The sequence below is a fragment of the Endozoicomonas sp. 4G genome (genome assembly GCF_023822025.1).
GTDB lineage: Bacteria > Pseudomonadota > Gammaproteobacteria > Pseudomonadales > Endozoicomonadaceae > Endozoicomonas_A.
In genome coordinates this window covers 5,563,016-5,578,898 of record NZ_CP082909.1, presented here as the reverse complement: position 1 = coordinate 5,578,898, position 15,883 = coordinate 5,563,016, and the positions used below count along the sequence as shown (strand labels likewise).

Below are 15,883 nucleotides of genomic sequence, written 5' to 3'. Positions count from 1 at the left end.
GTCATAAGAAAAGGTGACACTTTTCTACAGTATTGGATTTAGCTTATCCTATAAAGTCTAAAACACAACCGTGTTTGTCATTGGAAAATTGACAATATGAACCTCGACACATTAAAGCAGCTGGGGCTCGACCAGAAAGAAATTCAGCTTTATCTGGCTTTGCTAAAGCTGGGAACGGCTTCTATCCGCGATATTGCGGCTGAAGCTGATATTAATCGCGGAACCACCTATGAGACCCTGAAAGCCCTGGCGGGTAAAGGTATTGTCAGCTACTTTCCAAAAGGAAAAAGACGGGTGTTCTGTGCCGAGCCTCCGGAAAAGCTTCTGGATCTGGCAGAGGAGAAAAAACAATCTCTGGAACAGAGCATTGAAGAGATGAAACAGAAGCTGATCCCACAACTGAATCAGCTTAAACCCGACTTCAACCCCGGCAACGTCCGCTTTTATGAAGGCGACAGTGGTATTGAGTTTGTTCTTAAGGACATACTGAATACCGTCGCCAAACAGGACGATAAAAACTACTCCATTTTTTCATCCAAACCGATCCGGCAGCACCTCTACCGACCTTTTCCGAATTATACCCAGCAGCGTATCCGCAAGGGCATTAATGTCCGGGTTATTGCTATTGGTGAAGGGGGTGAGGATGCTGAACTTTCTGAGCGTAAATGGATCAATGCCAGCGGTAAAGTGGATGCCAGCTACATTGCTATTTACCCACCAAAAGTCGCCATGATTTCGCTGGCATCCATGGATTATCCCGTTGCGGTTGTGATTGATTCCATTGAGATCGCCAGCACCCAGCAAATTATCTTTGATACGTTATGGAACACCTTGTAATTGACGACTGGGTCACTTATACACAAAAATCTATATCAAAATGTTTTGATATACTTTGTACTGCTTGCTAGACTCCCGCTTTCAACAGACGGGGTAGAATCCTTTTGGCCCCCAGAAGCCAACGGTCCATTGCTAAGGAGCTTTGCGTGTCGGAATCAGGATCAGTCGAACAGCTTGCTGCTTTAGGAAAAGCGTATGGCGATGCACTGAGGCTTGAGATATTAAGAGTTCTGAGCACAGACTCTTTCGGGGTACTGGAGCTCAGTCGTCTTTTCGATGTGCGTCAGCCTGCCATGAGCCACCATCTCAAGGTTCTTTCTCAGGCCGGACTTGTGAGTACCCGCAAGGAAGGTAATACCGTATTTTACCGTCGGGCTCTGCCACCCCAGGAAGGGATTATTAACGACCTTATGAGTTCCCTTTTTTCGGCGGTGGACACTTTATCGTTGTCATCTTCCCTGACCCGTCGTCTGTTGCAGGTCAGAGGTCAGAGGGCTGAGCAATCCATGGCTTTTTTTGCCCGCAATGTGGATCAATTTCGTCAGCATCAGGAACTTATCGCTGACCATGATCTCTATGCTCGATGTGTCACAGACGTTTTGGAAAAAACCGAATTACCTGACCATCAGCGAGTATTGGAGCTGGGACCGGGTGAAGGCGATTTTCTGGAAACACTGAGTACCTACTTTCAGCGGGTCTATGCTGTGGATAATTGCGGAGCAATGCTGGCCATCAGTCAGCAGAAGGCAAAAGAGCGGAACCTGAAAAACGTTGAGTTTATTCATGGGGAAATAGCTTCCCTGAATGCTCTGGAAGGCCAGTTTGACTGCATCGTGGCTAATATGGTGTTGCACCATGTGGTCGCCCCTTCCGATATTTTTACCTGGGTTTCAAAACTATTGAAGCCTGGTGGCAGTATGCTAGTCAGCGAATTGAGCAGTCATAATCAGGATTGGGTACGGGAATCCTGTGGTGATTTATGGCTTGGATTCAGTGCTGAAGACCTTGACGGTTGGGCACAGAATGCAGGCCTGAAAATAGGTGAGTCCCAGTACCTGGGGCTACGTAATGGCTTTCAGATTCAGGTCAGGCGGCTTTTCAGCCCCCTGGGCTAACCTGGGCTAAATAGTTTTAAGAGGCGAAAAACGACTATGGCAGATTATACGCTGTTCACTTCCGAGTCCGTTTCCGAAGGTCATCCTGACAAGATTGCCGATCAGATTTCCGACGCTATTCTGGATGCTATCCTCAAGGATGATCCGGAAGCCCGTGTTGCAATTGAAACCATGGTAAAAACCGGGATGGTCATCGTTGCCGGTGAAGTGCGTACCGACACTTATGTCGATATCGAAGAACTGGTTCGCAAAGTGGTCACTGACATTGGTTATGACAATGGCGACCTGGGCTTTGACGGTGATTGCGTGGCCGTTTTGAATGCCATTGGCAAGCAATCTCCGGATATTGCTGTCGGTGTTGACGAAACCGGCGAACATGAACAGGGGGCAGGCGACCAAGGTCTTATGTTTGGTTACGCGACCAACGAAACACCGGTACTGATGCCCGCCCCGATCTACTATTCTCACGAGCTGGTTAAACGTCAGGCTGAACTGCGCAAAAACGGCACCCTGCCCTGGCTGCGTCCGGACGCCAAGAGTCAGGTCACCATGCGTTACGACAGCGAAGGCAAGGTACAAAGTGTCGATGCCGTAGTGCTGTCAACACAGCACCACCCTGACATCTCTCAGGAAGAACTGCAGAAAGAAATTCTGGAAAAAGTCATCAAGCCAGTGTTGCCAGCGCAATGGCTTCATGAAGACACTCGTTACCACATCAACCCAACCGGTATTTTCGTGATTGGTGGCCCCGTGGGTGACTGTGGTCTGACAGGGCGAAAAATCATCGTAGACACCTACGGTGGCATGGCTCGTCACGGTGGCGGAGCCTTCTCTGGCAAGGACCCATCAAAGGTTGACCGTTCTGCTGCTTACGCAGGTCGTTACGTAGCCAAGAATGTTGTCGCCGCCGGTCTGGCTGACAAGTGCGAGATTCAGGTGTCTTATGCCATTGGTGTCGCTGAACCGACGTCTATCTCAATTGATACATTCGGTACTGGCAAGATTACTGATGCCAAAATTGAAGTGCTGGTTCGTGAGTACTTCGATCTGCGTCCAAAAGGCCTGATTAACATGCTGGACCTGAAGCGTCCTATTTATCAGGCGACTGCAGCCTACGGCCACTTCGGTCGTGAAGAAGAAGAGTTCTCCTGGGAGCGTACCGACAAGGCGGATGCCCTGAGAGCCGCGGCAGGTCTGTAATCAATACTGACCTCTGTTAAAAAGGGCTGCTTTGTGCAGCCTTTTTTGTGCGACCTCTGTTCGACTCTGCTATTTCTTTCTTCCGGTTCTGTTGATCGACGATGGCTCAATAGCATTCCTGTGCTCCTGCGTTAACTCCTGACAACACTATTGATTCACGTCATATCTGGCTAAAGCTACGTACCGGGTGCTGTTTTTTTGTGCTATTGTCCATGCCAATTCTGTCCCTCAGTACTGTTGTCTCTTCGTGACAGCAGTCGATCTTCACTGAACCCGCGCTTAGGGAGATACCTGATGAACGTACTGAAAATGACCGATCTGGATCTGGCTGGCAAACGTGTCCTGATCCGTGAAGACCTCAACGTTCCCGTCAAAGATGGCAAAGTCACCAGCGATGCCCGAATCCTCGCTTCTCTGCCCACTATTCAGCGCGCCCTGGAAGCGGGTGCCAAAGTCATGGCAACGTCTCATCTGGGCCGCCCGACCGAAGGTGAGTACGACGAACAGTTCTCGCTGAAACCTGTTGCGGATTACATTGGTCAGCTGCTGGGCAAAGAGGTTCGCCTGATCAAAGACTGGGTTGACGGTGGTTTTGAGGTGGCCGAAGGTGAGCTGGTGATTCTTGAGAACGTACGTTTTAACCGGGGCGAAAAAAAGGATGACGAAGCCCTGTCTAAAAAGATGGCGGCCTTGTGCGATGTTTATGTTATGGATGCATTTGGCACCGCTCACCGTGCTCAGGCATCGACTCACGGCGTTGGTAAATTCGCTGAAATCGCCTGTGCAGGGCCGTTGCTGGCCGGTGAACTGGAAGCTCTGGGTAAAGCCCTGGGCAACCCTGAACGCCCTATGTGCGCTATCGTTGGTGGTTCCAAGGTATCCACCAAACTGACGGTTCTGGAATCCCTGTCTGATGTCTGCGATCAGCTGATCGTCGGTGGTGGTATCGCCAACACCTTCCTGGCGGCTGCCGGTCATAATGTCGGCAAGTCCCTTTACGAAAAAGACCTGATCCCCAATGCCAAAGCATTGATGAAAAAGGTTGATGTCCCCATGCCCGTAGACGTGATCTGCGGTAAGCAATTTGACGAAAATGAAACCGCTGTCGTTAAACAGGTATCCGAAGTAGAAGACGACGACATGATCTTCGACGTCGGCCCCCAAACCCAGAAACTGTTTAATGACGTACTGAAGTCCTCAAAAACCATTCTTTGGAACGGCCCTGTGGGTGTCTTTGAATTTGACCAGTTTGGTGAAGGCACCCGCTCCATGTCTCTGGCCATTGCCGAGTCTGACGCGTTCTCCATTGCCGGTGGCGGTGATACGCTGGCCGCGATTGACAAGTACGGAATTAAAGACCGTGTATCTTATATTTCCACAGGCGGTGGTGCTTTCCTGGAGTTTGTAGAAGGCAAGAAACTCCCGGCTGTAGCGATGCTGGAAGCAGCCTGTCAATAACAGCCTTTGGGCAGTCAGAGACTTTCTGACTGCCGTTTTCCAAGCTCTGAACTAAGCTCTACAACTCACCCTCTGAGTTGTGGAGAAAGATCTTGTCTCACTTTCGTTTTGTTAAGCAGCTGAAACGTGCTTCTGAATACAAAGCCATTCTTGGCTGCCTGCTCTTCATCATTTCCCCAGCAAACGCTGACACCATCAAGGTCGCTGTGACAGCGAATTTTCATTTTGTCATGGAAAGCCTGAAAGAGCGGTTCCAGTCACGGTATGGTCATACCCTGGAGTTGCACTATGGTACTTCAGGAGAACTGAAACGACTGGTCAGTGATGACACTCAGAAGTTTGATCTTTTTCTATCTGCTGACAATTTAAAGACGGCAGAACTGGAACGACAGCATAAGATTTTAGAGAACTCCAGAACGGTCTATGCCCAGGGGTTGCTGGCGTTCTGGCACGGTCAGTGGGGTCCGCTAAAACCCGAAGACATAGAAAGCTACCTGACCGAAAAGACCCCACCAGCCATTCACATTGCAGACCCGAAGGATACTCCATACCTACAAGCCGCTGTATCCGCCCTTCAGAACTATAATCTTTACGAAACACTCAAAGATCAGGGCAGACTGATGGTCAGTGACCATATCAGCAAGGCATGGACGAATAGGCAAAATGCTTATGATGCTGGTTTTATGCCTTTTTCTATGTTGAAGGGCACCAACTTCGACCGCCTTCTTTTCCCTGTCAGTATAACTCTGGTGCCACAATCACTTTACCCACCACTGGTTCAGGAGCTGGTCATCCTCAGGTCCACCGAGCATGAAGCGGCTGCCAAAGCTCTGGTCGAGTACCTGCTCTGTGATGAAACGCAGAAGTTTATCGCCGTCGATGGTGGTTATCAAAGAGCACGGGTCGAAAAAGAAAAAGCAGGTTTAATCGATCCACTCATCGCCTATTTCTCCGTGCACGGTACCAGTCAATTCTTGCTCGTAGGCGTTATAGTAAGCGTTATGGGCGTAGCTCTGGTTGAGTTGTTGGCATTTTTGCCCGCTCTCTAATACCTTTTGACGCCCCCTTCCCGAAATCTGAACTAAGCTCTGTAACTCACTCACTAAGTTGTGGAGAACAACCTTGTTTCACTTCCGTTTTGTTAAAAAAACTTTCTTCGAATACAAAGCCATTCCTGAATTACCCATTATGGCTTTTATTCTTGGATGCCTGCTCTCTATCAGCCCGCCATCTGGTGCTGATACTATCAAGGTGGCCGTCGCATCGAATTTTTTTTATGTCCTGGAAACCCTGAAAGTTCAGTTCGAGTCACGGTTCGGACACACCCTGGAATTGACCAGCTATGGTTCTTCAGGAGACCTGAAGAGGGCGATCAGTAATAACACTGATAAGATTGACCTGTTTCTATCTGCTGACAACATAAGAACGGCCGAACTGGAACAAGAGGGCAAGGTTTTAGAAAATTCCAGAAAGATCTACGCCCAGGGGTTGCTGGCGTTCTGGCACGGCCAGAATGTCCTGGTAGAACCCGACGATATAAAAACCTTCATCATAGAAACCAACCCACCAGCCATTCACATTGCAGACCCGCTGGATGCCCCATACGGGCATGCGGCTAAATCAGTCCTTGAGAAATATGGCCTTTATCAAACGCTCAAAGACCAGAATAAATTGGTTATCCGTATCTTTGTCGAACTGACATGGAGACTCATAAAAGATTCTACCAGTGTTGGTTTTGTACCTGCTTCTCTGGTGATGGGAACCAACAGCAATGGCAACAACAGGATTAACCTCGCGGTCGGTGCCACACTGGTTCCGCAAAAACTTTACACGCCATTGCTTCAGGAACTGGTGATCCTCAAAGACACCGAGCATGAAGCCGCCGCCAGAACGTTTGTCGATTACCTGCTCTCTGACGAAGTACAAGCGTTTATTGCCGCTAATGGTTATAAAAGAGCCCCCGTCCAAAGGGAAGAAGGTTCAAGCCTCGTACTCAGTGGCTCAGTGTCCATCCACAAACGCCAGTCCTCCTACCCCAAAGCGGCGATGGTGATCATCTGGCTAAATACAGCACTCTGGATGTTAAGCGGTGCATAGTTCGACCATGGGAATTATAATGAGTCACTTTAAATAGACATTGTGATGTAACTGCGCAGATTGTAGTTCATGAGTTCAATAGCCGTTGCCGATGGGATCGTCAAAAGGTCTCACGTCCGGCTATTTGTGCTTTTGTACTACTCGGCAGAAAAGCATTCAGGGAACAGGTATGCAAAATCAAGAGTGCTTACAAGAGGGGTGGTACCTACTGAAAGCCAAACCTCATCAAGAGCAGAGAGCCCGGGAAAATCTGGAAACTCAGGGATTTGATACATACTGCCCCATTGTAAAGGTTCGAGCCAAAGCCAAAGACCCGCTGAAGGAAGAGGCTCTCTTTCCCGGCTATGTGTTTCTTTACCTGGATCTCAAGGATCTGGATCGCTATCACAAGATTCGCTCTACCCGTGGCGTCATTGAGATCGTCTACTTTAACCGGATCACCCGTCAGCTCCATAAGGATGGCCGCCTGAGCAAAAGTCAGGAGCAGAACGTGCAGGCTCTGCTGCCCAAGCCTATCCCCAATGGTCATGAAGTGATCAAGGATATCCAGTTAATTGTCGAAGCCCTCAATAACCGTGCAGAAGGTAAAGGCACTGCTTCAGATAAAACGGCCCCCTTCAACAAGGGTGACAAGGTGATCATGAGGCAATCTCTGTACCAGCAACTGGAGATGACGTTTGTGACTGGCCTCGGTTCTAAACGGGGTCTGATCCTGGTGCAACACATCAGGAAGCAGAGAAATTCTCAAGGCGAGACAGTCTGCGAAGTCGTTTCCGAGCAGAAAATGGCAGCCAAGTATAAGGATCTGAAGAAAGCCTGATGAAAAGTGCAACGAGCAAAGTCGCCTATGATGAATCCTGAAAGGCTGAACCCTGAAAGCCTTAAAAACCAGATCAAGCCTCTGAACTTTCCTATGAAAGCCAGGGGCTCTGACACCGGCCAGGATACGGACATCAAAACATACCTTGATTTTTATGGGATCAATTTTGCAGCCGGGTCAGCGGATGTTCGCCACGCTATGGGGTCTATCGACAGCTGCGATTACAGGATTGCCTGTCACCTGTTTGAGAAGTGCAATGCCAGGGGGACTTTTTTTCTCCTTCATGGTTACTACGATCATGTTGGACTCTTCCCCCGAATCATCCGCTTCCTGCTGGAACAGGGGTTCAATGTTCTGGCCTATGACTTGCCCGGTCATGGGCTCTCCACTGGCAAGCCCGCCACGATCCCGGATTTTTCTGTCTACACCCTGATTCTTGAAGACATACTGAGCCATTGTGAAGATCACCTGCCCAAGCCCTGGCACAGTTATGGCCACAGTACCGGGTGTGCAATCCTTACCGACTGCCTGATCAACAGGGAAGCCCACCACAGGCTCAGCCCTTTCCAACAAGTGATTTTATCAGCGCCCCTGGTCAGACCCTGGAGGTGGAGACTGGGACGATTGCAGTTGCAACTGGCGAGACTGTTCATCACCCAGTTGCCCCGAACATACACCCGGAACTCCAGAAAAGAATCGTTTCTGGAGCTTTCTCATAACGATCCTTTGTCCCCCGACATTCTGCCTGTTCAGTGGGTAATGGCTATGGATCGCTGGATCAGGCGCATTGAATCCAGCAAGACACAATCACCGATCAGCCCACTCATTCTCCAGGGTACATTCGACCGTACCGTCGATGCCGGGCATAACATTCCGGTACTGGAAAAGCTCTATACCCAACCCAGTGTCTTTTATCTTGAAGGTGCCCGGCACCACTTGCCGAATGAGCTGGACGAAACTGTTGATGATTACCTCTGCTGGTTGACTGGCAGGCTGAATGCGGAGTAATCCCGGGGTCTTTCGGGCTCACCTCATGGTCACAAACTCTTCCGCAGAGGTCGGATGAATCGCCACCGTGTTATCAAAGTCTGCCTTGGTTGCACCCATTTTCAGAGCCACTGCAAAGCCCTGCAGCATTTCATCGGAACCATGACCAATGGTGTGAATGCCAACAATCTTCTCTTCTTTACCGACAGTCACCAGCTTCATACGGCTTGGCTGACGGTGGCGGGTCAGCGCACTGTACATGGCGGTAAAGCCGCTGGTGTAGACCTTAACGTTTTCCTCGCCATGGCGTTCGATGGCTTCGCTTTCAGTCAAACCCACGGTGCCAATGGTGGGGTGACTAAAGACGACAGTTGCAACATTATCGTAATTCAGGTGTTCTTCCGGTTTATTGTTGAACAGTCTTTCTGACAAACGACGTCCGGCAGCCACTGCAACGGGTGTCAGTTCAATCTTGCCAATATTGTCGCCTACCGCATAAATACCCGGTACGTTGGTGTTCTGGAACTTATCCACAGGAATGTAACCATGCTCGTCGGTTTCGACACCTGCGGCTTCCAGGTTGATGGCGTGGGTATGTGGCTTACGGCCTGCGGCCCAGATAACAGTATCAACCGTCAGGCTGTTGCCATTTTCCAGATGGATGGTCAGGCTGCCATCGCTTTCTTTGGTGATTTTTTCAGGCACAGAGTGAGTGTGAAGGGTCGGACCTTCAGCGTTCATGATCTCAACCAGCGTATCGGACAGCATGTCATCGAAACTGCGCAGTGGCTTATGCCTGCGAACCAGCAGGTGGGTTTCGCTGCCCAGGGCATGAAGAACACCCGCCAGCTCGACGGCGATGTATCCTGCCCCCAGAACCGCAACACGCTCAGGGCGTTCGGTCAGCTCAAAAAAGCCATCAGAGTCAATACCGTATTCTGCACCGGGAATGGCTGGCACAGCAGGCTCACCACCGGTGGCGATGGTGATGTGGTCCGCTGTGTATTGGACACCATCCACTTCAACCGTTTTGGCATCCACAAAACGACCATAACCTTTTATGACGGTCACTTTGTTGTTGCCCAGTACACGGTCATAGGACTGGTGAATACGGCTGATATAAGCCTCACGACTTTCAACCAGTTTGCCCCAGCTGAAGTTCTTAAGAATGTCCTCACGGTTCAGGTCAAAGCCATAATCCGGGCCATAGTGGATAGCATCGGAAATCTGGCCTGCAAACCACATAGCTTTCTTAGGGACACAGCCAACGTTGACGCAGGTGCCACCGAGGTGTTTGGCTTCAACGAGGCCCACTTTTGCGCCATGCATGGCAGCGCGATTAGCGGTACCGATGCCACCGCTGCCACCACCGATGACGAGGTAGTCAAAATGAGTATCTGTAGTCATGAATTGTTCCTGAAGAATTCCAACGGTCATTAGAAGACACTATATGGGCAAGCTCTTAAATTTAAATGGGGTGAGACAGAAAACCGGACATTGTTTACCACTTATGACGCTTCCAATTTACGACACTTTGCGTATATAAAACTGAAAACGTTACGTTAATGTCTCACTGTTACACGATAACCTCCCACAAGTAACACATTTCAGCACAGTAAAAGCACCTATCTTTTCCAATCCCTGCATCGGTTTATACGTACTTAAAAGAGTTCATCCATTTTTCAAAAAGTTGGCACGTGGATTGTATATGTAGAGTTGAAAGCAAAAAAAACTGACGAAAAATAACAACAGCAACGAGGCAAACGAATCGACAGACAAAAACAATGATAAAAGTCGATGACCGTACAAGCAGATTGGTTTACAGGATGTTTTTTTGTGGTGTAGCAACCAACAGGGAAACCGGAGCTGAGAAGAATTGCAAAAGCAACGTGAGCATCCGGGCAAACATGGAAGGATAATAAAGCCATTATCCACACAGCCTGAAAACCAATCTGCTTACTTTTTGGTTCAATAACATTTTGACGACATTCCCTACTCTTTTATCACCCTGCCAAAAAACCACGCATTGCCACTTCGGCTTTTCCTGTCTGTATAAGATGAAGGTCAAGACTTATCCTTAGGGCTATCCACGATTTAATTTAAGGGCTGTGCATGTCGATAAGATTATGAACGGCCTCTCAGACTCACACATCATGACAGTGATATGCACTCTTGCAAGCTGGTAAATAATGACCGATCTAGACTCCAATAGCATTCATACTGGCCTTTCCGGTCGTATTCTTCTCGAAAACCCTTTGCTGAACAAAGGTACTGCCTTCACGTTTGAAGAGCGCAGTGAGCTGGACCTGCACGGCCTACTGCCTCCCCGGGTAGAAACACTGGAAGAGCAGTGTCGCCGCTCCTACAAATCATTTGCGGTCAAGCCCACCCCGATTCTCAAGCATATTTACCTGCGCTCTCTGCAAGACACCAACGAAACGCTTTTCTATGCCCTGGTTCAGCGTCATCTCCAGGAAATGCTGCCGATCATCTACACCCCGGTGGTCGGTCAGGCCTGTCAGAGGTACAGCGATCTTTATCGTCGTCCCCGTGGTCTCTACATCTCTTTCCCCGAACGCGCCCAGATTGACGCCATGCTGGCAAACTTCAAGCGCAACATTGAAGTGATTGTAGTGACTGACGGTGAGCGTGTCCTGGGTCTGGGTGATCAGGGTATTGGTGGCATGGGTATCTGCATCGGTAAACTGTCCCTTTACTCTGCCGTAGGTGGTATCACGCCCAACCTGACACTGCCTATTACCCTGGATTGTGGAACCAACAACAAGAAGCTGCTGGAAGATCCTAATTACCTGGGGTGGCGTCATGAGCGTATCGGTGACGACGATTATTATGAATTTGTCGAGCTGTTCATCCAGGCACTTAAACGTCGCTGGCCAAATGCCCTGTTGCAATTTGAAGACTTCGCGATCAACCACGCTACGCCTTTGCTGGAAAAATATCGTGATCAACTCTGCACCTTCAACGATGACATTCAGGGCACTGCCGGTGTCACGGCTGCCACTTTGATGGCAGCCGCCAAGGCAGCAGGCAAATCCATTGAAGATCTGAGCGTGGCTTTCCTGGGTGCAGGTTCTGCTGGCTGTGGTATTGCTGAACAGATTATCCGCCTGATGGTGGGCCGCGGACTGTCTGAAGAGGAAGCCCGCAAGCGCATTTACATGGTGGATCGTGACGGTCTGGTGCACGACCAGATGAAAGACCTCCGTCCATTCCAGCAAAAACTGGCTTACCGTTTCGCGGATATTGAAAGCGGCTCAGCCAAGGGCGGGGTTTCTTTCGCAGAGGTCGTTCGCACTCTCAAGCCAGACGCCATTATTGGTGTTTCCGGCCAACCCGGCCTGTTCACTCAGGACATTATTGAGAACATGGCGGCCAACCACGAGCAGCCCATTATCTTTCCGCTGTCGAACCCGATCAGCCAGGTAGAAGCTCAGCCTGAAGACATTATCAAATGGACCAAAGGCAAAGCGTTGGTGGCTACTGGCAGCCCATTTGAGCCGGTTCAGTTTAACGACCGTAGCTACCCGATTGCTCAGTGCAACAATATCTATATTTTCCCCGGCTTGGGTCTGGGGGTGCTGGCTTCCGGTGCCGGTCGTATCACTGACAAGATGCTTGACGTTGCAGTAGAAACACTGGCCCTGGCTTCTCCTGCCCTGGTGAACAGGGAAGCGCCTCTTTTGCCTTTGATGGATCGCATTCAGCAGGTCACTAACGACATTGCTCTTGCTGTCGCCCTTCAGGCTCAGAAAGAAGGCCTGGCTCCTGTCACTGAACTGACTGATCTGGAACAAAAGATCAGAGCAAAACGCTGGAGCCCTGAATACCGGCGCATTCGCATGTCTTTCTGCTGAAAGGCTGATCTGTAAATACAAGTCTCTGTTTGCACGTCTTGCGACGTTAAAATAGAGGCTTGTACAAATAACCCGGCAAAAATGCGCTAAAAAACCAGTTATATCCACTAAATATTCAATCAAAAATAAAAAATAACGTCATAAATGATAGGTCCTTATCACTCTTTATCCATTTATTGATCTAGATCAACCTCACTTAGTGCCAAACGAACTTAAGCTGTCGACGATCGGGGACACTGGTGCAACTTTTTGACCGGTGCAACCCTGCCATAAAACCCCGGCAGACCCGTCTAACCCCACAAGCGTCATAAGAAATCGCTGGGGTTGCTCAGCGATAACACCTCTAAAAAGCCTGATACGACAATTTCCCCGGATAACTCTACCGCGCAACACAAAGACAATTGAGCGGCGGGAGAGACGTGTTTGGCAACAAAGGAAATTAGTATGAAGCAGTGGATTCGACTTTCTCTCACAGCCAAGGTGCTGATTGGCATGGTAGTAGGCCTGGCTATTGGCCTGACAATGCGTCAGTTTACAGGTAATACTTTCGTTGAGCATTACCTGGTAAATGGCGTATTTAACGTCTTCGGTCAAATATTTTTGACCGCCCTGAAAATGATTGTAGTCCCCCTGATATTCACCTCTATCGTATGCGGAACCTGCTCCCTCAAAGACGTCACGGTACTGGGTCGTCTGGGCGGAAAAACCCTCGTTTTCTATCTGCTTACGACGTCTCTTGCCATCAGTCTGGCGATGGGCCTGGCATTGCTGGTCAGCCCGGGTGAAGGTGCCAATCTGGAAAGTGCTTCTTCTTTTGCCGCTTCCACCGCGCCTTCGCTGACTGAAGTCATCATTGGCATGTTCCCGGCTAACCCCATCGAAGCCATGGCCTCTGGTAACACACTGCAAATCATCGTATTCGCTCTGCTGTTCGGTATTGCCACTGCTGCCGCCGGTAAACCCGCTGAGCCTATCGTAAAGATTTTTGTGGCCCTGAATGAAGTCATGATGAAGCTGACCACCCTGATCATGAATCTGGCGCCTTACGGTGTGATGGGGTTGCTGGCCAAGCTGTTCTACTCCATCGACCTGGGTGCTATCGGCAACCTGGTTCAGTATTTCCTGGTCGTACTGGGGGCCCTGGCTCTGCAACTGTTCATCACTTACTGCGGTCTGTTAAAAATCACTACCGGTTTGAGTCCGCGCACCTTCCTGAAGAAAATTCAGGATGCCCTTATGTTCGGCTTTACCACAGCCTCCAGTAACGCCACTATCCCGGTTACTCTGGAAGCCATAACCCGTCGTATGGGGGTCAGCAACAAGGTGGCCTCTTTCACCATACCGCTGGGCAGTACCATCAACATGGACGGTACCGCCATCATGCAGGGTGCTGCGACAGTCTTTATCGCCCAAGCCTTTGGTATTGACCTGAGCATGGGTGACTACCTGATGGTCATCGTGACAGCCACTCTGGCTTCTGTCGGTACTGCCGGTGTACCTGGTGTTGGTCTGGTTACGCTGGCAATGGTTCTGCAACAGGTAGGCCTGCCCCTGGAAGGTATTGCCCTGATCATCGGTGTCGATCGTCTGCTGGATATGGTACGTACCGCCGTTAATATAGCAGGCGACAGTGTTGTAACCTGTATCGTTGCCAAGAGTGAAGGCGAGATGGATCTGAACGTATATAACGATCCTGAAGCCGGTGAAAGCGATGAAAACATCGACTTCCATCATATTGGTGAACGGTTAGCCCACAATACCTGACCGATAGCTGACTTCAGGCGCTGGTTATTGGGATCGTGATAGAATACGCTTTTAGCTTATGGCAGTTTTAACTCCATGATTTTTTTAAATGTGACGTTTTATGACTGAATCCCACCCGCCCTGTTGTACAGAATTGCCAGAAATGTCTTCAGAGCAGCTGGCTCGTCTGGCCTCTCTTTTCAGGCTCTTGGGGGATGAGGGGCGTCTCAAGCTGGTTTTGGCCTGTATTGATACGCCACAGCCAGTCTGCTGCCTGTCAGAACTATCGGGTATGTCTCAACCCCTGACCAGCCATCACCTCCGAGGGCTTAGAGAAGCCAGGATTCTCAAATCTTCCCGCCGTGGTAAACAGGTAATCTACGAGCTGGATGACCATCATATAAGGCATGTGGTTCTGGATCTTGCCAGTCATCTCCTGGAGTCCTCCGAGCCATAACGCTTAACCTGCCCGCCTGCGGTTATTCCTATCGTTGGGTCTCTGCCTTCTAAACTTTGCCGTTCATCGGGCGACTCTAATAGACAGCCAAAAGCAAAGGCAATCATCCCTGCATTCAAGGTGATGGTTGTCAGCAATATCAGCCAGGGAGGCGCAGAGGTGTCCAGATCAGGGAAAAATAAAGATAACCATAAAGGGTTGGGCAGATTTGATGTTCTGGGCACAAAGGGAATGAAAACCTTGGGCCTTGATGGCAAAAGTACCATCCTGCTGAAAGGTTTGGGTGAATACAGTATTGCTATCGAGCCAGCCGGAGCATCAAGGATCGTGACCAGCACTTCGGCACCTGATGATTTGACCAGCGAACGTCTTGATCTTTTACATCCCGGAATGAACCTGCCTTCCAGATGGGTACTGAAAGGTGCAATGCTGAAAGGCAGAGATCTTGAAAGGGTTTGTTTTAACCAAACGGACCTGAAAGGCAGCAACTTCAGAAAGGCTCGGTTGCGGGGAGCCCGATTTAAAGGCTGTGATTTATCAGGGGCTGATTTCAGAGGTGCTGATCTGAAGGGTGCTATCTTCGAAGATTCCTCTCTGGAAGGTGCGGACCTGAGGCATTGTCGGCTGGATGACGCCCGTCTGGTGGATTGCAATTTGTTTGCTGTTAATTTTGACCAGAGTTGTCTGGATAATGCGGTGATTGATAGCTGCAATATGGGTGCTCAAAGTTTTCATAACAGTTCATGCATGGGCTTAAAAATGCATAACAGCCAGATGGTTCAGGGCTTTTTGGATGATGCCAACTTTACCGGTTCCCAGCTCAGGAATATGGAATTCAGGGATTGCACACTGACCAGCACTCACTTCAATAATGTGTTGATGGAAGAGTGTCAGTTCAGGGGCTGCGACAGTTTTCAGGAAGGGCCGGTGTTTTCAGGTAGCACTCTGAACAAGGTGGTTATGACAGATTGCGAATTCAATATTCCCCAGCTGGTTCGGACCCGGATCTCGAACAGTCATTTTACCCGGGTCGAGATGGATTCAGCTTTAATGGAAGGCACCGAGTTCAACAAGGTGATTTTTGATCAGGGTCAGTTCAGGGAGTGTTACAGCCTGGAAGAAAGCCCATCATTTAACCACTGTCGTTTGGATCACATTACCATTGATCAGGCCGAGTTCAGTCATGCCCGGTTTAATCAAAGCTCTTTTATTGGTGCTATGATTCGCGATTCTGACGTTGGTGCCTGGACTCTGAACCGCACAGATCTGGATGGGGAAACTTTAATCGAATGAC

13 protein-coding genes are annotated in these 15,883 nt (G+C 49.6%); 12 read left to right on the top strand and 1 reads right to left on the bottom strand.

Annotated features, from left to right (window positions below; all coding sequences use genetic code 11):
- Nucleotides 1-96: 96 nt before the first annotated feature.
- The 8 genes from K7B67_RS22100 to K7B67_RS22065 all read left to right on the top strand — a co-directional run bounded on the left by K7B67_RS22100 (nucleotide 97) and on the right by K7B67_RS22065 (nucleotide 8,535).
- Nucleotides 97-837 (top strand): helix-turn-helix domain-containing protein, encoded by a 741-nt coding sequence (locus K7B67_RS22100; protein WP_252178001.1) that lies wholly within the window; start codon nucleotides 97-99, stop codon nucleotides 835-837.
- A gap of 146 nt (nucleotides 838-983) precedes the next feature.
- Nucleotides 984-1,952, top strand: coding sequence for a metalloregulator ArsR/SmtB family transcription factor (locus tag K7B67_RS22095; protein ID WP_252178000.1), 969 nt, complete (start codon nucleotides 984-986; stop codon nucleotides 1,950-1,952).
- 36 nt (nucleotides 1,953-1,988) lie between these two features.
- Nucleotides 1,989-3,152 (top strand): methionine adenosyltransferase, encoded by a 1,164-nt coding sequence (gene metK, locus K7B67_RS22090; protein WP_252177999.1) that lies wholly within the window; start codon nucleotides 1,989-1,991, stop codon nucleotides 3,150-3,152.
- Nucleotides 3,153-3,446: 294 nt separating this feature from the next.
- The gene (locus K7B67_RS22085) at nucleotides 3,447-4,610 is read left to right on the top strand and encodes a phosphoglycerate kinase (RefSeq protein ID WP_252177998.1); all 1,164 of its coding nucleotides are present in this window, start codon (nucleotides 3,447-3,449) and stop codon (nucleotides 4,608-4,610) included.
- A 92-nt stretch (nucleotides 4,611-4,702) separates the two neighbouring features.
- Entirely contained in the window at nucleotides 4,703-5,659 is a 957-nt protein-coding gene (gene modA / locus K7B67_RS22080; protein ID WP_252177997.1) for a molybdate ABC transporter substrate-binding protein, read from the top strand.
- 73 nt (nucleotides 5,660-5,732) lie between these two features.
- Nucleotides 5,733-6,707, top strand: a complete 975-nt coding sequence (modA, locus tag K7B67_RS22075) for a molybdate ABC transporter substrate-binding protein (protein WP_252177996.1) — start codon at nucleotides 5,733-5,735, stop codon at nucleotides 6,705-6,707.
- Nucleotides 6,708-6,876: 169 nt separating this feature from the next.
- Entirely contained in the window at nucleotides 6,877-7,527 is a 651-nt protein-coding gene (locus K7B67_RS22070) for a transcription termination/antitermination NusG family protein (protein WP_252177995.1), read from the top strand.
- Nucleotides 7,528-7,554: 27 nt separating this feature from the next.
- A complete protein-coding gene (locus K7B67_RS22065) occupies nucleotides 7,555-8,535 on the top strand; it encodes an alpha/beta hydrolase (RefSeq protein WP_252177994.1) in 981 nt (326 codons plus the stop codon).
- An 18-nt stretch (nucleotides 8,536-8,553) separates the two neighbouring features.
- Here K7B67_RS22065 and gorA read toward each other — a convergent pair whose 3' ends face one another.
- Complete coding sequence (gene gorA / locus K7B67_RS22060) at nucleotides 8,554-9,921, bottom strand: glutathione-disulfide reductase (protein ID WP_252177993.1); 1,368 nt, start codon at nucleotides 9,919-9,921, stop codon at nucleotides 8,554-8,556.
- Between the two features lie 782 nt (nucleotides 9,922-10,703).
- Here gorA and K7B67_RS22055 point away from each other — a divergent pair.
- The 4 genes from K7B67_RS22055 (at nucleotide 10,704) to K7B67_RS22040 (ending at nucleotide 15,882) form a co-directional block, all read left to right on the top strand.
- Nucleotides 10,704-12,389 (top strand): NAD-dependent malic enzyme, encoded by a 1,686-nt coding sequence (locus tag K7B67_RS22055; RefSeq protein ID WP_252177992.1) that lies wholly within the window; start codon nucleotides 10,704-10,706, stop codon nucleotides 12,387-12,389.
- A gap of 444 nt (nucleotides 12,390-12,833) precedes the next feature.
- The gene (locus tag K7B67_RS22050; protein ID WP_252177991.1) at nucleotides 12,834-14,153 is read left to right on the top strand and encodes a dicarboxylate/amino acid:cation symporter; all 1,320 of its coding nucleotides are present in this window, start codon (nucleotides 12,834-12,836) and stop codon (nucleotides 14,151-14,153) included.
- A 100-nt stretch (nucleotides 14,154-14,253) separates the two neighbouring features.
- Nucleotides 14,254-14,589 carry a metalloregulator ArsR/SmtB family transcription factor gene (locus K7B67_RS22045; RefSeq protein WP_252177990.1) on the top strand — a complete coding sequence of 112 codons (336 nt, stop codon included), beginning with the start codon at nucleotides 14,254-14,256 and terminating at the stop codon, nucleotides 14,587-14,589.
- Between the two features lie 159 nt (nucleotides 14,590-14,748).
- Nucleotides 14,749-15,882: a pentapeptide repeat-containing protein gene (locus K7B67_RS22040; RefSeq protein WP_252177989.1), complete on the top strand. Its 1,134-nt coding sequence runs from the start codon at nucleotides 14,749-14,751 to the stop codon at nucleotides 15,880-15,882.
- The last annotated feature ends 1 nt before the right edge of the window (nucleotide 15,883 follow it).

Bases quoted from the DNA above. Each gene is read 5' to 3' on its own strand.
- K7B67_RS22100 (WP_252178001.1), top strand. From the start codon at position 97: ATGAACCTCGACACATTAAAGCAGCTGGGGCTCGACCAGAAAGAAATT.
- metK (WP_252177999.1), top strand. From the start codon at position 1,989: ATGGCAGATTATACGCTGTTCACTTCCGAGTCCGTTTCCGAAGGTCAT.
- K7B67_RS22085 (WP_252177998.1), top strand. From the start codon at position 3,447: ATGAACGTACTGAAAATGACCGATCTGGATCTGGCTGGCAAACGTGTC.
- K7B67_RS22070 (WP_252177995.1), top strand. From the start codon at position 6,877: ATGCAAAATCAAGAGTGCTTACAAGAGGGGTGGTACCTACTGAAAGCC.
- K7B67_RS22065 (WP_252177994.1), top strand. From the start codon at position 7,555: ATGATGAATCCTGAAAGGCTGAACCCTGAAAGCCTTAAAAACCAGATC.
- gorA (WP_252177993.1), bottom strand. From the start codon at position 9,921: ATGACTACAGATACTCATTTTGACTACCTCGTCATCGGTGGTGGCAGC.
- K7B67_RS22055 (WP_252177992.1), top strand. From the start codon at position 10,704: ATGACCGATCTAGACTCCAATAGCATTCATACTGGCCTTTCCGGTCGT.
- K7B67_RS22050 (WP_252177991.1), top strand. From the start codon at position 12,834: ATGAAGCAGTGGATTCGACTTTCTCTCACAGCCAAGGTGCTGATTGGC.
- K7B67_RS22045 (WP_252177990.1), top strand. From the start codon at position 14,254: ATGACTGAATCCCACCCGCCCTGTTGTACAGAATTGCCAGAAATGTCT.